11 protein-coding genes are annotated in these 17,719 nt (G+C 63.1%); 6 read left to right on the forward strand and 5 right to left on the reverse strand.

Features of this window, described 5'->3' with window-relative positions; all coding sequences use genetic code 11:
- Positions 1–211: 211 nt before the first annotated feature.
- From M0654_RS17610 to trxA, 6 genes are all read left to right on the forward strand, one after another.
- Complete coding sequence (locus tag M0654_RS17610; RefSeq protein WP_248684209.1) at positions 212–2,791, forward strand: PAS domain-containing sensor histidine kinase; 2,580 nt, start codon at positions 212–214, stop codon at positions 2,789–2,791.
- A complete protein-coding gene (gene tsaE / locus M0654_RS17615; RefSeq protein WP_248684210.1) occupies positions 2,788–4,299 on the forward strand; it encodes a tRNA (adenosine(37)-N6)-threonylcarbamoyltransferase complex ATPase subunit type 1 TsaE in 1,512 nt (503 codons plus the stop codon). The genes M0654_RS17610 and tsaE overlap by 4 nt, the downstream gene beginning before the upstream one ends.
- 12 nt (positions 4,300–4,311) lie before the next feature.
- Positions 4,312–5,043 (forward strand): nucleotidyltransferase family protein, encoded by a 732-nt coding sequence (locus tag M0654_RS17620; RefSeq protein ID WP_248684211.1) that lies wholly within the window; start codon positions 4,312–4,314, stop codon positions 5,041–5,043.
- 4 nt (positions 5,044–5,047) lie between these two features.
- Positions 5,048–8,257: a double-strand break repair protein AddB gene (gene addB / locus M0654_RS17625; protein ID WP_248684212.1), complete on the forward strand. Its 3,210-nt coding sequence runs from the start codon at positions 5,048–5,050 to the stop codon at positions 8,255–8,257.
- Entirely contained in the window at positions 8,250–11,807 is a 3,558-nt protein-coding gene (addA, locus tag M0654_RS17630; protein ID WP_248684213.1) for a double-strand break repair helicase AddA, read from the forward strand. Before addB ends, addA begins: the two co-directional genes overlap by 8 nt.
- 70 nt (positions 11,808–11,877) lie before the next feature.
- Positions 11,878–12,198 carry a thioredoxin gene (gene trxA, locus M0654_RS17635; protein WP_248684214.1) on the forward strand — a complete coding sequence of 107 codons (321 nt, stop codon included), beginning with the start codon at positions 11,878–11,880 and terminating at the stop codon, positions 12,196–12,198.
- Positions 12,199–12,261: 63 nt separating this feature from the next.
- Here the strand turns inward: trxA and M0654_RS17640 are convergent, their stop codons facing one another.
- The 5 genes from M0654_RS17640 to M0654_RS17660 are packed head-to-tail and all read right to left on the reverse strand — an operon-like array spanning position 12,262 to position 17,311.
- A complete protein-coding gene (locus M0654_RS17640; protein ID WP_248684215.1) occupies positions 12,262–13,614 on the reverse strand; it encodes a bifunctional folylpolyglutamate synthase/dihydrofolate synthase in 1,353 nt (450 codons plus the stop codon).
- A 28-nt stretch (positions 13,615–13,642) separates the two neighbouring features.
- Entirely contained in the window at positions 13,643–14,539 is an 897-nt protein-coding gene (gene accD / locus M0654_RS17645) for an acetyl-CoA carboxylase, carboxyltransferase subunit beta (protein WP_248684216.1), read from the reverse strand.
- 41 nt (positions 14,540–14,580) lie between these two features.
- A complete protein-coding gene (gene trpA, locus M0654_RS17650; protein ID WP_248684217.1) occupies positions 14,581–15,420 on the reverse strand; it encodes a tryptophan synthase subunit alpha in 840 nt (279 codons plus the stop codon).
- Position 15,421: 1 nt separating this feature from the next.
- Positions 15,422–16,642 carry a tryptophan synthase subunit beta gene (gene trpB, locus M0654_RS17655; protein WP_248684218.1) on the reverse strand — a complete coding sequence of 407 codons (1,221 nt, stop codon included), beginning with the start codon at positions 16,640–16,642 and terminating at the stop codon, positions 15,422–15,424.
- Between the two features lie 12 nt (positions 16,643–16,654).
- Entirely contained in the window at positions 16,655–17,311 is a 657-nt protein-coding gene (locus M0654_RS17660; protein WP_248684219.1) for a phosphoribosylanthranilate isomerase, read from the reverse strand.
- Between the last annotated feature and the right edge of the window lie 408 nt (positions 17,312–17,719).

Raw genomic sequence — 17,719 nt, forward strand, 5'->3', positions numbered from 1 at the left:
ACAACATATAGACAGCCGCAGCCTTGACAAAAGCTGCGGCTTCTTTTTTGGCCGCCTCCCTTCCCGGCTTTTTCCTCAGCAGTTATCCTTTTCACGTTGATTCGTGACTTTCCTGAAATCGACGTCCGAAACCTTCGGTCGTCCGGCTCGGGGCAAGGCACGGTATGGTATGTCTTGTCGATGAGCGGCAATTGGACGGAGACAGACCGGTATGTCGGTAAAAAAAATGAGCCTGTTTCAGCAGGCCGATCCTTCTTGCGGGGACGCTGGCGCGAAGACAACGGGACCTTCCTGTGGCGACACGGTTGAGGGCTCGGTGAGCGGCAAGGCAAAGCGTCTGGCGTTGTTTGCCAGCGCCTTTCTATCAGGTACGGCTTTTTCCGGATTGGCGACGGGGGCGCTCGCGCAGCAGTCCGGCAGCGCCGCCGTCCGCCTTTTCTCCTCTACCGAAGTCATCGTCTCCTCCGTCGTGCTCGGCGCACTGGGTGCTGCCCTGCTCTCGTCGGTCTGGCTGGTGCGTCAGCGCGGCAATCTCACCGCCGAAAGCCAGGAAATCCGCAGCGCGCTTTCCGACGCTCAGCAGCGGATTTCCAAATACGAAGCCCTTATCGCAGACAAGAACCGACGCATCGTCGTGTGGGAAAGCGGCTCCTCGAAGCCGGAATTCCTTGGCCAGCTGCCGGTTGAAACCGGTGCGCCGCAGAGCGATCGCGATTTCCTCGCGTTTGGTCGCTGGCTGCGCCCTGCATCGGCAGGCGAGTTGGACAAGCTGATCGAGGCGCTGCGCAACGAAGCCCGCACCTTCGATACCGTCGTTGAGACGAACCGTGACGAAATCCTCGAAGTCCAGGGCCGCGTTTCCGGCGGCAAGGCCTTCGTGCGCTTCCTGGCACTCAACAACCTTCGCGCCGAACTGGCCGAACTGAAGATCGAGCGCGAGCGGCTCACGACCTCCATCTCCATGTTCCACTCCCTGCTCGACGCGATCGAACAGCCGGTCTGGCGGCGTGACGCACAGGGCAAGCTGACCTGGGTGAACCACGCCTATGGCGAAGCGGTGGAAGCCTCCACGCCCGAACATGTCATCGAAGAGGGCCGCGAATTCCTCGGCACGATCGCACGCGAGAAGATCAAGGCGACCGCAACCGCGGCTTCACCTTTCCATGATCGCGTGTCGACCGTGGTGCATGGCAACCGTACCGTCTTCGACGTCGTTGATGTCGTGGTGCCGGGCGGCTCGGCTGGTATGGCAACTGATGTCTCCGAGGCGGAAGCCGTGCGCGAGGAGTTGAAGCGCACGTTGAAAAGCCACGCGGAGACGCTCGATCACCTCGGCACGCCTGTCGCGATCTTCGATGGCGAACGCCGGCTGCAATTCTACAACCAGGCTTTCGTGCAGCTCTGGGGGCTGACACTGCCCTTCCTCGATTCCAGGCCGGACAACGGCGAGCTTCTCGACAAGCTGCGCAGCGACGGAAAGCTGCCGGAACAGTTGAACTGGCGCAGCTGGAAGGATTCCGCCCTTTCCGTCTACCGCTCGACCGAAACCCAGACCGACCTCTGGCACCTCCCTAACGGCCAGACGCTGCGTGTCATCGCCACCGCCCATCCGCAAGGTGGCGCAACGTGGGTGTTCGAAAACCTCACCGAACAGGTGGATCTCGAAACGCGCTACAACACCTTGGTGCAGGTCCAGGGCGAAACGATCGACCACCTGTCCGAAGGTGTCGCCGTGTTCGGTCCGGACGGACGCATCCGCCTTTCCAACCCCGCCTTCAGGGCGCTCTGGGGCATCACGGCGGAACAGGCCAAGCCCGGCACCCATATCAAGGCGATCGAAGCCGCCTGCGCACCGTCCTACGACCAGCCGGACGGCTGGCGCCGCTTCGGCCAGATGCTAACGACGTTCAACGATGCGCGCATCCCGCTCCAGGGAACACTCGAATTGTATTCTGGCCTGATCCTCGATTACGCCGCGATCCCGCTGCCGAACGCGCAGACCATGCTGACCTTCGTCGACACGACGGCCAGTGCACGCGCCGAACGTGCGTTGAAGGAAAAGAACGAGGCGCTGCAGAAGGCCGACGAGATCAAGAACGATTTCGTGCAGCACGTTTCCTACGAACTGCGCTCTCCGCTCACCAACATCATCGGCTTCACGGACCTCCTGAAGACGCCGGGCGTCGGCCCGCTCAACGAGCGCCAGGCCGAATATATCGACCATATCTCGACCTCGTCCTCGGTGCTGCTCACCATCGTCAACGACATCCTCGACCTTGCGACGGTCGATGCGGGCATCATGGAACTGCAGTTGTCCGAGATGGCGATCGACGACCTGCTCGATGATGTCGCCATGCAGATCGCCGACCGGCTGCACGAAAACGGGGTCAATCTTGCGATCACTGCCCAGGCAGGCCTCGGCATGATCGTCGCCGACGAGCAGCGCCTCAAGCAGATCCTGCTGAAGCTCCTGACGAATGCGACCAATTTTGCGCCGGAAGGGTCGACCATCACGCTGAACTGCTGGCGCAACCCGAAGGAAGTTTATTTCTCAGTAACCGACAAGGGCCCCGGCATGTCGGAAGACATGTTGAAGACCGTGTTTAACCGCTTCTCCGCCAACAGTCGCGGCGGCAAGCGCAGCGGCGCCGGCCTGGGTCTCTCGATCGTCGAAAGCTTCGTGCACCTGCATAACGGCGACGTTGTCATCGACAGCAAGCCCGGCCAGGGTACCACCGTCACCTGCCGGATCCCGAGCGGCGCCGCAGTGCGCTCCATCGCCGCCGAATGACCGACGCCGAGCCTCTTTCGCTTTTTCTCGCCGACGAGGCCGAAACCGTTCGCCTGGGCGAGGACCTGGCGCTTGCACTTGGCAAGGGTGACTGGATCGCCCTGTCGGGTGATCTCGGCGCTGGCAAATCCACCTTCGCGCGCGCCTTCCTGCGGGCGCTGGCCGACGATCCGGAGCTTGAGGTTCCGAGCCCCACCTTCACCCTGGTCCAGGCCTATGACCTGCGGCTCCCGGTCGCCCATTTCGATCTTTATCGGTTGGGCGACGCGTCGGAACTCGATGAGCTGGGCTTCGATGAAGCCCTCTCCTCTGGCATCTGCCTTGTCGAATGGCCGGAAATGGCGGACGAGCTTCTGCCTGCAGCACGCATCTCCCTGAAGCTGGAGCACCAGGCCAACGGGCGGCTGGCGACGATCACGGCGCCTGACACGCAGATGAAGCGCATCCGCCGGGTGCTGGCGATCCGCGCCTTCCTTGAGCAGCACGGCTACGCACACGCCAAGCGCCGCTTCCTTACCGGCGACGCATCCACCCGCGCCTACGAGACGATTACCACCGGGGCTGCCGAAACGCTGGTCCTGATGGACTGGCCGCACCCGCCGGAAGGGCCCGCCGTGCTTGATGGCAAGCCTTACCCCAAGGTCGTGCATCTGGCGCTCGACCCCTATCCCTTCGTGGCAGTCGACGAGTACTTGCGCGAACTCGGCCTCGCGGCGCCTAAAATACTCCATACCGACTACGCGCAGGGCATCCTGCTGATGGAGCACCTCGGTGACGAGGGCGTGGTGGATGAAGCTGGCCAGCCGATCGCCGATCGTTACCGTGAGGCAGTGGTCTGTCTAGGCTACCTGCACAGCCACGAGATGCGGCAGGATCTGCCTGTGGGCGACGGGCATGTGCACCATATCCCCGATTTCGACGCCACGGCGATGAAGATGGAGGCGCGCCTCCTTCTTGACTGGCACCTGCCCTGGAAACGTGGCACCCCGGCGACCGAGGAAGAACGCGCCGAATACCTTTCGATCTGGGATGGGTTGATCGCCGAGCTGGCCGATACGGAAAAGAACCTGCTGCTGCGCGACTTCCATTCGCCCAACATCATCTGGCGCCCGGACGAATCCGGCGTGCGGCGCGTCGGCCTCATCGATTTCCAGGATTCGATGAGCGGCCCCACGGCCTATGACCTCGCCTCGCTTGTTCAGGACGCCCGCGTCGACATTCCGAAGCCGCTCGCCGACCAGTTGATGGTCGATTACCTGGCGCTACGCCGGTCGCTTGGCCCTTTCGACGAAAAAACCTTCATGAAGGCCTGGGCGATCATGGCGGCGCAGCGCAATTGCAAGCTCGCGGGCCTTTGGGTGCGGCTGTTGCAGCGTGATGGCAAACCGGGCTACCTGAAGCACATGCCCCGGACGCTTCGCCATCTATCCACAGCCCTTCGCCATGAAGTGCTTGCCCCCTTGCGGGATTGGTGTCTCAGGTCTGGAATACAACTTCCCGAATCATAGACGCCGAGTTCGATGATCATCAAAGAAGCCATGGTGCTGGCCGCAGGTCTTGGGACCCGCATGCGCCCGATCACCAATACGATGCCGAAGCCGCTGGTGAAGATCGGCGGCAAGCCGATGATCGACTACGTGCTCGATTCGCTGAAGCAGGCGGGCGTGAAACGGGCGGTCGTCAACGTCCACCATTTCGCGGACCAGATGGAGGCGCACCTCAAGGCGTATGAGGGGCTGGAGATCCTGATCTCGGACGAACGGGACGCGCTACTCAACAACGGCGGGGGCATCGTCAAGGGGATCACCCAGCTTGGCCGCGACACCATCTTCGTGATGAATGCCGACCTGTTCTGGGTCGGCGAGCCGGAAGAGGGTCCAAGCAACCTGCAGCGGCTGGCTCAATTCTTCGACCCGGACCGCATGGACATGGCGATGCTCTGCATCCGCATTGAAAACACCACCGGTCACAACGGTGTCAATGATTTCAGCATGGGGCCGGATGGCAAGCTCACTCGCTTTCGCGACGACCCGTCCAACCCGGTGGTTTATGCCGGTGCCTTCGCCATGAAGCCGGAATTCCTCGATGACGCGCCGCGCGAGCCGTTCAACATCAACACCTATTTTGACAAGGCAATCGCCCGCGGCCGCCTCTACGGCATGATGATGGACGGCCACTGGCTGACGGTCGGCACGCCCGAAGCCGTGGACGAAGCGGAGGCGACGATCCGGCGGCTCCGGGCGTCGGCGTGACCTGATGGCCGAGGCGACGAGACACCTTCCCCGCGTTTTCACCATTCCGCCAGGCGCGCCTTTCCTCCAGACGCTCGCCGCCACGCTCTGCAACGGCGAGCTTGTCGAAACCTTCCGCTATGATCCGACCGATCCGCTTTCCTTGGCCGATGTCACGATCTTCGTGCCGACCCGGCGCGCGGCCCGCGTGCTGCGCTCGGAGTTTGTCGATCTGCTCGGTGGCCGTTCCGCGATCCTGCCGGTCATCCGGCCGCTCGGTGAAACCGATGATGACAGCGGTTATTTCGACCTCGTCGCGCCGGAAGAGATGGATCTTGCCCTGCCGATCGGCGGCACGGCCCGTCTGCTCGAGCTTGGCCGGCTGATTCTTGCCTGGCGTAACCAGCTTCCCCAGGTCGTCCTCGACATCCACTCGCAGTCACCGCTGATCGCACCGGCCAGTCCGGCCGACGCCATCTGGCTTGCGCGGGCGCTTGCCGAACTCATCGACGCGATCGATACCGAAGAGCGCGACTGGGCGGACCTGAAGAACCTCAACACAGAGGAGCATGCCCTCTGGTGGCAGCTGACGGCCGAATTCCTGTCGATCGCCAGCGCCTTTTGGCCGGCGCGCCTGGAAGAGCTGCGCCGCTTCTCGCCGGCACGGCACCAGGCGGCAATCCTGCGCGGTGAGTCACGCCGCATTGCGACCAAGACGCACAAGGGCCCAGTGATCGTGGCCGGCTCCACCGGCTCCATCCCGGCGGCGGCGGAGCTGATCGCGGCGATCTCCCGGCTGCCGGAAGGCGCAGTCGTGCTTCCCGGGCTTGACCTCGCCATGCCGGCCGATCAGTGGGCGCTGATCGGCGAGGAGACATTGGATGGGCTCGCCGAGCCACCGAGCCGCAGCCACCCCCAGTTCGGGCTCTGGCGCCTCTTGACCCGGCTTGGCATCGATCGCAGCGAGGTTGTGCTGCTGGGCGACGTCCCTTCCGATCTCAAATTCCGCGCAGAGACCATCTCGCAGGCGCTGGTTCCCGCCAAGGCTACGGATCGCTGGAGCACCTGGCGCGACGACGTCGATCTCGAGAAGCTTCGCGTAGCCTTCGCCGATGTATCGCTGATCGAGGCAGCCAACGAACGCGAGGAAGCCGTAGCCATCGCCATTGCGCTTCGGCTGGCGCTTGAAGAACCGGGCGCCGATGGCGGCGAAACGCGAGCGGCGTTGATTACCCCGGACCGCGCGCTCGCCCGGCGCGTCACGGCTGAACTTGCCCGGTTTGGCGTTGTCGCCGACGATACCGCCGGTTCACCGCTGTCCGGCACGCCACAGGGGACTCTGGTACAACTGCTTCTCGAAGCAGCACTGCGCCCCGGTGATCCAGTGGCGATCGTTGCGCTCATGAAGCATCCGCTGCTGCGGGTCGGCCTGCCTGCTGATGCGATCTGCCCGGCTGTCGAAGCGCTGGAAATCCTCGCATTGCGTGGCGGTTTGGGCGACATGGATCTCGGCACGCTGGAGCCTCTGCTGGAGACACGGCTTGCCCAGCAGAAGACTGACCGGCACACGCCGCAATGGCGGCTGGCCCTTGACGAGGAGGCACCGACACGGGCGCGTGATCTTGCCAGGCGCCTTGCGGCGGCCGCCGAACCACTGATCTCCGCGCTTGTCACCCGCCGCCCCGATGGCCGGGGACTGACGACCAAGCTGACGCTGTCGGAATGGGCCGAGCGCACGGGCCGAGCGCTGGAGGCGCTTTGCATCGATGAGAACGGCCGCCTTGCCGCGCTGTGGTCCGGAGAGGCCGGCGAACGTCTGGCCGGCATGCTTGCCGAAGTCATCGAGACCGATGGGCAGATCGAGGCAGACGGTCCGCAATGGATCGACATCGTCATGGCGCTGACCACGGGCGAAGCGGTGAAACCACGCGCCCTCAGCCATCCGCGTGTCTTCATCTTCGGCACGCTTGAAGCGCGGCTGCAGACCGTCGACACGATGATCCTCGGGGGGTTGAATGAAGGTTCGTGGCCTGGCCAGACGGTCAACAACCCGTTCCTGTCACGCACGATGAAGACCGATATCGGCCTTGAGCCACCCGAACGGCGCATCGGGCAGCTGGCGCATGACTTCGAAATGGCGTGCGGCATGCGACGGCTCATCCTGTCGCGAGCGCTGCGCCAAGGCTCGACACCAACGGTCGCGTCGCGCTGGCTGCAGCGCTTGCTGGCGCTGGGCGGCAAAACCTTCGCCGACGAGTTGAAGGCTCGCGGGGAGCAATATCGGCACTGGGCGGCAGCGGTCGATGCCGGTGAAAACCAGCCCGGTGCCAAGCGACCGGCGCCAAAGCCGCCGGCTGATCTGCAGCCGGTGAAATATTCCTTCAGCGAGGTCGGACGCCTGCGGCGCGACCCCTATGCCATCTACGCCCGCCGAATCTTGAAGCTCGACCCTATCGACCCGTTCAATTCGGATCCGGGCGCCTCGGAACGCGGCACGCTCTATCACGCCATCATCGACCGCTATACCCGGCAGGGCCACAAGCCAGGCACGCCGGCGGCGAAGGAGGCGATGCGGGAGATCATGGAAGAGCTCTTCGATGCCGAGCAGCTTCCTATCCATATCGACCGCGTCTGGCGACCACGTTTCTGGGAAGTCGCTCGAGCCTTCCTTGATTGGGAAGCCGCTCGAGCCCACGACATTCGCCGGACGCTGACGGAAGTCGGCGCCGGCTGGGATGTGCCCGTCGCTGGCATCCGCGTCACCGGTATTGCAGACCGCATCGACATCAAGGGTTCCGGTCTTGTCGATATCGTTGATTACAAGACCGGCCTCAGCCCCTCGGTTTCCCAGGCGCGGTCGCTGCTCGATCCGCAGCTTGCGCTTGAAGCAGCCGCATTGCGCGCCGGTGCCTTCCGGGACCTGGACGCGCTGACGCCGGAAAACCTCATCTACGTGCGCCTTCGTCCGGGAGACCGGTTCCGGGAGGACAAGGTCAACAACGAGGGCGCCTCTGCCACCGCCAAACGCCAGCCGAAATCGGCGCTCGACCTCGCGCAGGAATCGCTCGACCAGTTGACGCGTTTCGTGGTGACGCTCCGGAGCGGTGAAGCCGGCTTCGCATCGCGCCTCGTACCCTTCGCGCAGGGCGATTTCGGCGGCGAATATGACCACCTTGCCCGCGTCGCCGAATGGTCGACGGCCGACGAGGACAATGAGGTTGATGCCGATGAGTGAGCTTCCACCTCCCCCGCTTCCCGAAGACGATGATCCGATTCGCTGGATCGACTGGACGACGCGGCAGCAGTCGCTCGCGTCCGATCCGGCAAGCTCGGCCTGGGTGTCGGCCAATGCCGGCTCCGGAAAGACGCATGTGCTGACACAGCGCGTCATCCGCCTGCTGCTCTCGGGCTGCCGCCCCTCGGCAATCCTGTGCCTCACCTATACGAAGGCCGCGGCGTCCGAGATGTCCAACCGCGTCTTCCAGCGGCTGTCGGAATGGACGGTGCTTTCGGATGCTGAGCTGCGGCAGCGGATCAAGGATATCGAAGGTATTGAGCCGGATTCACTGAAGCTTGCCGAAGCACGCCGGCTGTTTGCCAAGGCGCTGGAGACGCCAGGCGGGCTGAAGATCCAGACCATTCACGCCTTTTGCGAAGCACTGCTGCACCAGTTTCCGCTCGAGGCCAACGTCGCCGGGCATTTCTCGGTGCTTGATGATCGCGCCGCGGCAGCACTGCTCGCCGAAGCGCGGCGTTCGCTGCTGACCGCCTCGTCTGCCGAGGAAGACCCGCAGCTCGCAGAAGCCTTCGCACATGTGCTGGATCTTGGAGACGAGTTCGGGCTCGAAACGCTGCTTTCCGACATCATCGCCAACCGCACCGCGCTGCGACGTTTCATTGCGCAGGCGGAGCACCAGGGCGGTCTGGGCGTCGAGCTGAAGCGCGCCTATGGTCTTGATCCGGCCGACACCGAAGATAGCGTCGCCGCCTCCTACTGGCCCTTGCCCGGCCTTTCCGGCATTACGCTTGATCTTTATCTTTTGCTTGCTGACCAGAAGGGCGGAGCCAAGGCGACCGAGGTTGCATACGGCCTGCGACTGGTGATGCGCGAGCCTGACGTGTTCAAGCGCGCCCAGCACCTCGACCAGATCTTCCTCACCCGTGAAGGCAAACCAAAGGCAGATTCCTCGCTGGTCGCCAAGGCTATGCTGACCATGGCACCGGAACTGGCAGACGCCGTGGACGCCGCGCGATCACATGTTGTTGCCTGCCGCGATCGCCTGCGCCTGATCCGCATGTTCGGTGCGACCAAGGCGGCACTGATCTTGGCGCAGCGGCTCAACGACGACTACGAGGACCTGAAGAAGCAGCGCAGCCTGCTCGACTTCGAGGATCTGATTGCACGCACCGCCGATCTGCTTACCCGTGACGGCGTTGGCGCCTGGGTCCATTACAAGCTCGACCAGGGCATCGACCATATCCTGGTCGACGAGGCGCAGGACACGAGCCCGGTACAATGGACCGTCATCAAGTCGCTTGCGGAAGATTTCTATTCCGGCGCCAGCGCTCGCAACACGCGCCGCACAATCTTCGCCGTCGGGGATGAAAAGCAGTCGATCTATTCCTTCCAGGGTGCCCGACCGGAGCGGTTTGCCGAAGAGCGGAGCGAGACGGAAAAACGGGTGCGGGCCAGCGGCCAAGCCTTCCATCCTGTCCGCCTGCCGCTTTCGTTCCGCTCCACGGCGGATGTGCTCGCCGCAGTCGACCAGGTTTTCGCGCTTGAGGACAATGCCCGTGGACTGAGCGCCACCGGCGACCCGGTGCAGCACCGTTCGAACCGCATGGGTCATCCCGGTGCGGTGGATCTCTGGGATGTCATCGTTCCCGAAGCATCCGACCAGGACGAAGACTGGACCGCACCCTTCGACGCGACGCCCGACAAGGCGCCCTCGGCGATCCTTGCGTCCCGCATTGCCAACCGCATCGGCGAGATGATCGGAAACGAGACGATCATCGAAAAGGGCGTCGAGCGGCCGATCGAGGCCGGTGACATCCTGGTGCTGGTTCGCAAGCGCGATGCCTTCGTTAATGCGCTGACGCGGGCGCTCAAACGGCGCGACAATATTCCCGTCGCCGGTGCCGACCGCTTGAGGCTGACGAGCCATATCGCGGTGCAGGACCTGCTGGCGCTCGGCCGCTTCCTGCTCCTGCCGCAGGACGATCTTTCGCTCGCCGCCCTGCTGAAGAGCCCCTTGTTCAACCTCTCCGAAGAGAATGTTTTCGAGGTTGCAGCGCTGCGCCCGGAAAAGACCAGCGCCTGGGACGCGCTGAAACGCCTGGCGGAAGATCAGCCGCTGCGTTTTCAGGATGCGGCGGAGCGGCTTCAGCACCTGCTGGCGCTGTCGCGGCAGCTCAGTCCTCACGATCTCTTTGCCCGCATCCTTGGTCAATACGGCGGGCGTCGCAAATTCCTCGGGCGGCTTGGCACGGAAGCCGGCGACATCCTTGACGAGTTCCTCACCTTCGCGCTCGACCACGAAACCAGCGGCCTGCCCGGGCTGCAGGCATTCATCTCGACGCTCGAGATCGAATCACCGGAGGTGAAGCGCGAGCAGGATGCCGGCCGCAACGAAGTGCGGATCATGACCGTGCATGCCTCCAAGGGGCTTGAGGCGCCAGTGGTGTTTCTGGTCGACAGCGGCTCGAAGGCCTTCATCTCCTCGCATGTCGCCAAGCTTCGGCTGCTGCGGATCGATGGGCAGGAAGTGCCAGCCTGGGTGCCGGGCAAGACGCTGACGAATGCGCTCACCGTAGCCGACGACACCCGCATACGCTCCGCCACGGAAGAGGAATATCGCCGGCTACTTTATGTCGGCATGACCCGGGCGGCTGACCGGCTGATCGTTTGCGGTTACCGCGGCAAGACCGATAACCCGGACACCTGGCAGTCGATGATCTCGAAGGCCCTGGCGGCGGACGAGTACCGCTGCAGCCCGAGCGATTTCACCGACAAGGACGGCCAGTGGAGCGGCTTCAAGTGGCGGCTCCCGGCTTCATCCGACACACGGGCAAGCAAGGCCGAAAGCAGGGAGACGGCACCGGTGACGGCGCCACCCCTGCCGGCAGCGCTTTCCCGGCCGCTACCGCCGCAGAAGATGTTGCCGAGGCCGCTGAGCCCCTCCGGTGCCGGCACCATGATCGACGACGAGCCGGATGATCTGGTCTACGCCTCGCCGCTGTTCAGCACCAAGGAAAGCACGGGGCTTGCGGCCCAGAAGGGTCGGCTCGTGCACCGCATGCTGCAGATGCTGGCCGAGTTCCCCCATGCCGAGCGCGAAGCCGCAGCTTATCGTTACGCGGAACGGGCAGCGCGTTTCTGGCCTGCGGCCGAGCGGGACAAGCTCGTTCAATGCGTGCTGTCCGTGCTCTCCAACCCGGCGCTTCATCTGGTGTTTTCCGAACGCGGACAAGCGGAAGTCTCGATCATGGGCACGCTTGCGCTCGAAGGCCGCGATTACGCCATTTCTGGACGGATCGACCGGCTGGTGGTCACCGACGACCGGGTGATCGTGCTCGACTACAAGACCAATCGCACACCGCCGCGCGATGCTGAACAGGTGCCGCTGGCGCATCGGGCACAACTTGCGATCTACCGGGAGATCCTGCGCCCCCTTTACCCGGGCAAGGACATCGAATGCCTGCTGGTCTATACCGAAACCGGTGGAGTGATATCGCTCTCGCCGGAGCTCATGGCGCGCTCGCTTGCCGAACTCAAAACAAAGTGAGATGACGGTCATTGAAATGCGTGGGGCTCAGTCTCACATTTGGGTCAACAGAATTGTTAAGGAGAGCCCCATGGCTACCGTGAAAGTCGACAGCAACAATTTCCAGGCTGAGGTCCTGAATTCCGCCGAGCCTGTTGTGGTGGATTTCTGGGCTGAGTGGTGCGGTCCGTGCAAGATGATCGGCCCGAGCCTGGAAGAGATCTCCACCGAACTCGCCGGCAAGGTGAAGGTGGTCAAGCTCAACATCGATGAGAACCCGGATCTGGCCGCCCAGTACGGTGTCCGTTCGATCCCGACGCTCGCCATGTTCAAGGGTGGTGAAGTGGCCGACATCAAGGTTGGTGCCGCTCCGAAGACCGCGCTTTCTGCGTGGATTTCCAGCGCTGCCTGATCAGGCAAGACTTCAGAATCAAAAAGCCCGGCTGCCTTTCGGTAGCCGGGCTTTTTCGTGCCGTCAGGTCGGCGGCGTTCCGTTGTCTGCCAGCACATTGCCGGCGAAATACAGCGAGCCGCCGATCAGGATGCGCGGCGGAATGGCGTCCGGCAGCTGGCGACGGGTTATTTCCTTCAGCGCTTCTTCCGCCGATGCGGCAGGTTCCGCCACCAGACCCGCATCGAAAGCCGACTGCGCCAACGCCACCGGATCAAGGGCTGCTTCGCTGTCGCGGATGCGCACGGTGAAGACATGTTCGGCGAGATCCGCAAAGGCGCGGAAGTAACCGACCGGATCCTTGGTGTTGATCATGCCGGTGATGAGGTAAAGCGGCCGCGGCTGACGTTCCTCAAAAGCGGCCATCGCTTCCGCCACGACTTCCCCACCGGCCGGGTTATGTCCCCCATCAAGCCAGATCTCGGCGCCTTCGGGGGCATGCTGGATGAGCTTGCCCTCGGTCAACCGCTGCAGGCGTGCCGGCCATTCGACCGTCGCCATCGCTTCTTCCATCATCGCCTCGGTCACCGGGAAACCGGCGGCCTTGACGGCGCGGATTGCGGCGGCGGCATTGGCATATTGATGGCGGCCCGGCAGGCGCGGCAGCGGCAGGTCGTTGAGACCGAACTCGTCCTGGTAGATCATCCGGCCGAATTCCTCATGCGCCGAGAAGTCCTGGCCATAGACCACCATCGGGCAACCGAGCCGTTCGGCGGTGGAAACGAGCACATCGAGCGCGGCATCAAATTCCTGCTGGCCGATCACCACGGGACGGCCGCGCTTCATGATGCCGGCCTTTTCAGCCGCGATCAGTTCGACGCGGTCGCCGAGGTAAGCCTGGTGATCGAGCGAGATCGGCATGATGACCGAAACGGCGGGATCGGTGATGACATTGGTGGCGTCGAAGCGCCCGCCAAGGCCAACTTCCAGGATCACCACATCGGCCGGCTGTTCGGAGAATAGCAGGAAGGTCGCGGCCGTCAGGATTTCAAAGACCGTGATTTCCTGGCCAGCGTTGGCGGCTGCGATGCGGCGCAGCGCATCTGCCAGAAGCGCATCATCAACGATCTGGCTGCGGCCGCCCTTGACGCCGATCCGGTAGCGTTCGTGCCAATGCACGAGATGCGGTGAGGTGTGGACATGCGCCGCATATCCACCCGCCTCAAGCAACGCACGACAGAAGGCCGTGAAAGAGCCCTTGCCGTTGGTGCCGGCCACATGAATGACCGGCGGCATTTTCCTGTGCGGGTTGCCGAGGACCTCGAGAAGCCGCGTGATGCGGTCGAGTGAAAGATCGAAACCCTTCGGGTGAAGGGTCATCAGCCTTTCGATTTCCAGTTCGGCTTCGCTCGTCGCGGCTTCACCCATGGTCGTCATCCCGCCGCCCGCCTATCTCGCCGTTCGCTCAGGCGCTCACGGCGACCGGTGCCGGAACAACTTGCTCGGCCGGCTGGCGCATCAGCATCTTCAGGATGCGGGCAAGCGTCGACGGGATGTCGTGGCGCTTCACAACCATGTCCACCATGCCGTGCTCCAGCAGGTATTCCGCCGTCTGGAAGCCTTCCGGCAGCTTTTCGCGCAGCGTCTGCTCGATCACGCGCTTGCCGGCAAAACCGATCTCGGCGCCAGGTTCCGCGATATGGATGTCGCCGAGCATGGCGTAGGAGGCGGTGACGCCACCGGTGGTCGGGTTGGTCAGCACGACGATATAGGGAAGGCCTGCTTCCTTCAGCATGTCGACGGCAACCGTGGTGCGCGGCAGCTGCATCAGGGACAGGATGCCTTCCTGCATGCGGGCACCACCAGAGGCCGGGAAGATGACCAGCGGGCACTTTTCAGCAAGCGCGCGTTCGCAGGCTTTCACGATCGCCTCACCGGCGGCCATGCCGAGCGAACCACCGATGAAGCTGAACTCGTGCACCACGGCAACGAGCTTCACACCCTCAACAGTGCCAAGACCGGCAAGGATCGTATCCTCCTGCTCGGTCTTCAGGCGGCTGTCCTTCAGGCGGTCGACGTATTTCTTCGAGTCACGGAACTTCAGCGGGTCCTGAGCGACCTTCGGCTGCGGCAGGCTTTCGTACTCGCCACCATCGAACAGGTCCTTCAACCGCGCCTTGGCCGGCATCTTCATATGGAAACCGGAGGCCGGAATGACCCACTTGTTCTCTTCCAGATCCTTATGGAAAACCATCTCGCCCGTTTCCGGGCACTTGATCCAAAGATTTTCAGGAACGTCCCGGTTGGGGCGGCCAAGCATGGAGTTGATGCGCGGCCGGACGTAATTGGTGATCCAGTTCACTGGTTCTACTCCGAATGTTGTTCTAGCTTCATGTGGGCCGGTTATTCAGCCGCGACAAGACGTGCGGCACGAACGCCGGTGGCAAGGCCACGTACGAGGGTGGCGACAGAGGCGACCGTATCCGGGCCAGCCTTGCCGTCCTTGGTGAGGCTGCCGGCGACCTGGGCAACGATAGCCGAGCCGACCACGACGCCATCGGCTGCAGCACCGATCGCTCTTGCATGCTCAGCCGTCTTGACGCCGAAACCGACGCAGACCGGCAGGTCCGTATGGCCCTTGATGCGGTTGACGGCGCCCGACACGAGCGAGGGATCCGGCAGGGCCGACCCGGTAATGCCGTTCATCGAGACGTAATAGACGAAGCCGGAGGTGTTCTTCAGAACCGCGGGCAAACGTTTGTCATCGGTCGTTGGCGTCGCCAGGCGGATGAAGTTGATGCCCTTTTCGAGCGCCGGGATGCAAAGTTCGTCGTCCATTTCCGGCGGCAGGTCGACAACGATCAGGCCGTCGATGCCGGCTGCCAGCGCGTCATCCAGAAACTTGTCGACGCCGTGGATATAGATCGGGTTGTAGTAACCCATCATCACGATCGGCGTGTCGTTGTCGGACTTGCGGAATTCGCGGGCGAGCTCAAGCGTCTTGGCAAGCGTCTGGCCGGCTGCGAGCGCGCGCTGGCCCGCCATCTGGATCACCGGCCCATCGGCCATCGGATCGGAGAACGGCATGCCGAGCTCGATGATGTCAGAGCCCGCTTCCGGCAGCGCCTTCATGATGCCGAGCGAGGTTTCGAAATCCGGATCGCCGCCCATGAAATAGGTGACCAGAGCGGGGCGGCCTTCTGCCTTCAGCGCCGCGAAACGTGCATCCATACGAGCAGTCATATTACATATCCATTCCGAGGATCTTGGCGACGGTGAAGATGTCCTTGTCGCCGCGACCGGAGAGGTTCATCACGATGATCTGGTCCTTGCGCATGCTGGGTGCACGCTTGATCACTTCGGCAAGCGCATGGCTCGGCTCCAGCGCCGGGATGATGCCTTCGAGGCGGGTCAGGAGCTGGAAGGCATCGAGCGCCTCCTGGTCCATGATCGGCACATACTGGACGCGACCAATGTCATGCAGCCAGGAGTGTTCCGGGCCGATGCCCGGGTAATCGAGACCGGCCGAGATGGAGTGGCCTTCGAGGATCTGGCCGTCGTGATCCTGCAGCAGATAGGTGCGGTTGCCATGCAGCACGCCCGGCGCACCGGCGGTGATCGAGGCGCAGTGTTCGACGCCCTGCAGGCCACGGCCACCGGCTTCGACGCCAACGATCTGGACGCCATCATCATCCAGGAACGGATGGAATATGCCGATTGCGTTGGAGCCGCCACCAACGGCTGCGACCACCAGGTCGGGCAGCTTGCCTTCGGCCTCGAGGATCTGCTCGCGGGCCTCCTTGCCGATTACCGACTGGAAATCGCGAACCAGTTCCGGATAGGGATGCGGGCCGGCCGCTGTGCCGATCAGGTAATAGGTGTCGTCGACATTGGTGACCCAGTCGCGAAGGGCCTCGTTCATCGCATCCTTCAGCGTGCCGTTGCCGGAACTCACCGGCACCACTTCGGCGCCGAGCAGCTTCATGCGGAACACGTTCGGCGCCTGGCGCTCGACATCGGTTGCGCCCATGTAGACGACGCAGGGGAAACCGAAGCGCGCCGCAACGGTTGCCGAGGCGACGCCATGCTGGCCGGCACCGGTTTCAGCGATGATGCGGGTCTTGCCCATGCGCTTGGCGAGCAGGATCTGGCCGATGCAGTTGTTGATCTTGTGCGAGCCGGTGTGGTTCAGTTCTTCGCGCTTGAAATAGATCTTCGCGCCGCCGAGATGTTCGGTCAGGCGTTCGGCGAAATAAAGCGGGCTCGGGCGGCCAATATAGTGCTTGCCGAGTTCGGCCAGTTCCGACTGGAAGGCCGGGTCGTTCTTCGCCTTTTCCCATTCGCCCTGGAGATCAAGGATCAGCGGCATCAGGGTTTCCGCAACAAAGCGGCCACCGAAAATGCCGAAGCGGCCGTCTTCGTCCGGACCTGACCGGAAAGAGTTCGGTTTTGGCGTCTCGTTCACTGTCAATCTCCTTCAGGCGCTTTGGCGGCGCGAACTGTTTACGGCGTCAAAGAACGCATCGATCATGCCAAGATCCTTGACGCCCGGCGCGCTTTCCACGCCGGAGGATATGTCGAGACCTCGTGCACGGGTGGAGCTGAGCGCAGACGCGACATTGTCCTTGTTCAGCCCTCCGGAAAGCATGTATTCCACGCTCTCGTCAAGCGATGCCATGAGGCTCCAGTCAAAGGAAACGCCGTTGCCGCCCGGCAGTTCGGAACCGGCCGGGGCCTTGGCGTCAAAAAGAAAGCGATCGGCAACGCCGATGAAGGGATCCACCCGGTCGAGATCGCCCGCTTCGCGGACCGAAAATGCCTTCATGACCGGCAGGCCGTAAAGCGCCTTCAAGTGCAGGATTCGCTCCGGGCTTTCATGACCGTGGAGCTGCAGAATGTCGGGCCGCAGCAGCGAGACAATATCATCGAGTTCCTCGTCGCCGGCATCCACTGTGACGGCCACGATCTTCACCTGGCCGCGCACCCGGTCAGCGAGTTCTGCCGCATCCTCTGGGGAAATGTTGCGTGGGCTCTTCGGGAAAAAGATGAAACCGACGTGGGACGCTCCACGAGCAACGGCACGTTCAACAGCGTCGGGCGTCTTCAAACCACAAATCTTGATTTCGGGCTTCATGGGCGTCGGAGTGGCATGAAATCGTGTTGGAGTCGAGGCAAATCAGGCGGCAGGCGGACTCCTGCCTTGGCGATCTCGGTATTTTGATTTCGGCCGGGGCGCTGAAAGCTGCCTCTTAAGTTTTAGTTTTATGTGACACCTCTCAGCGCCCCGTTCAGTGTGTTTTTCCGCGCAACTCCGGTCCGTCTGCGGCGGCCCCTCTTGTTGTTCTTGGTGGGCCGGGTTGTGTGCGACACACGCACGCCTTGTTCAGGGGCAGACCATTTTCTGCGCAGCTTCCGGGCGGGCGCCTGCATAAGGGCGCCTTCCCGGACCACCGGTCCCGCCTCGCCGGTTATGCGGACCGGTGTAGCCGAAGCGGAACGGGCTTAGTGTAGAGGCAGGCGGAAGAGCGTGGATAAACGGGGG

The organism is Neorhizobium turbinariae (assembly GCF_023223505.1).
Lineage (GTDB): Bacteria > Pseudomonadota > Alphaproteobacteria > Rhizobiales > Rhizobiaceae > Neorhizobium > Neorhizobium turbinariae.

Coding starts and splice junctions, on each gene's coding strand:
- M0654_RS17610 (WP_248684209.1), top strand. CDS start 212: ATGTCGGTAAAAAAAATGAGCCTGTTTCAGCAGGCCGATCCTTCTTGC.
- addB (WP_248684212.1), top strand. CDS start 5,048: ATGGCCGAGGCGACGAGACACCTTCCCCGCGTTTTCACCATTCCGCCA.
- tsaE (WP_248684210.1), top strand. CDS start 2,788: ATGACCGACGCCGAGCCTCTTTCGCTTTTTCTCGCCGACGAGGCCGAA.
- M0654_RS17620 (WP_248684211.1), top strand. CDS start 4,312: ATGATCATCAAAGAAGCCATGGTGCTGGCCGCAGGTCTTGGGACCCGC.
- addA (WP_248684213.1), top strand. CDS start 8,250: ATGAGTGAGCTTCCACCTCCCCCGCTTCCCGAAGACGATGATCCGATT.
- M0654_RS17640 (WP_248684215.1), bottom strand. CDS start 13,614: ATGACGACCATGGGTGAAGCCGCGACGAGCGAAGCCGAACTGGAAATC.
- trxA (WP_248684214.1), top strand. CDS start 11,878: ATGGCTACCGTGAAAGTCGACAGCAACAATTTCCAGGCTGAGGTCCTG.
- trpA (WP_248684217.1), bottom strand. CDS start 15,420: ATGACTGCTCGTATGGATGCACGTTTCGCGGCGCTGAAGGCAGAAGGC.
- M0654_RS17660 (WP_248684219.1), bottom strand. CDS start 17,311: ATGAAGCCCGAAATCAAGATTTGTGGTTTGAAGACGCCCGACGCTGTT.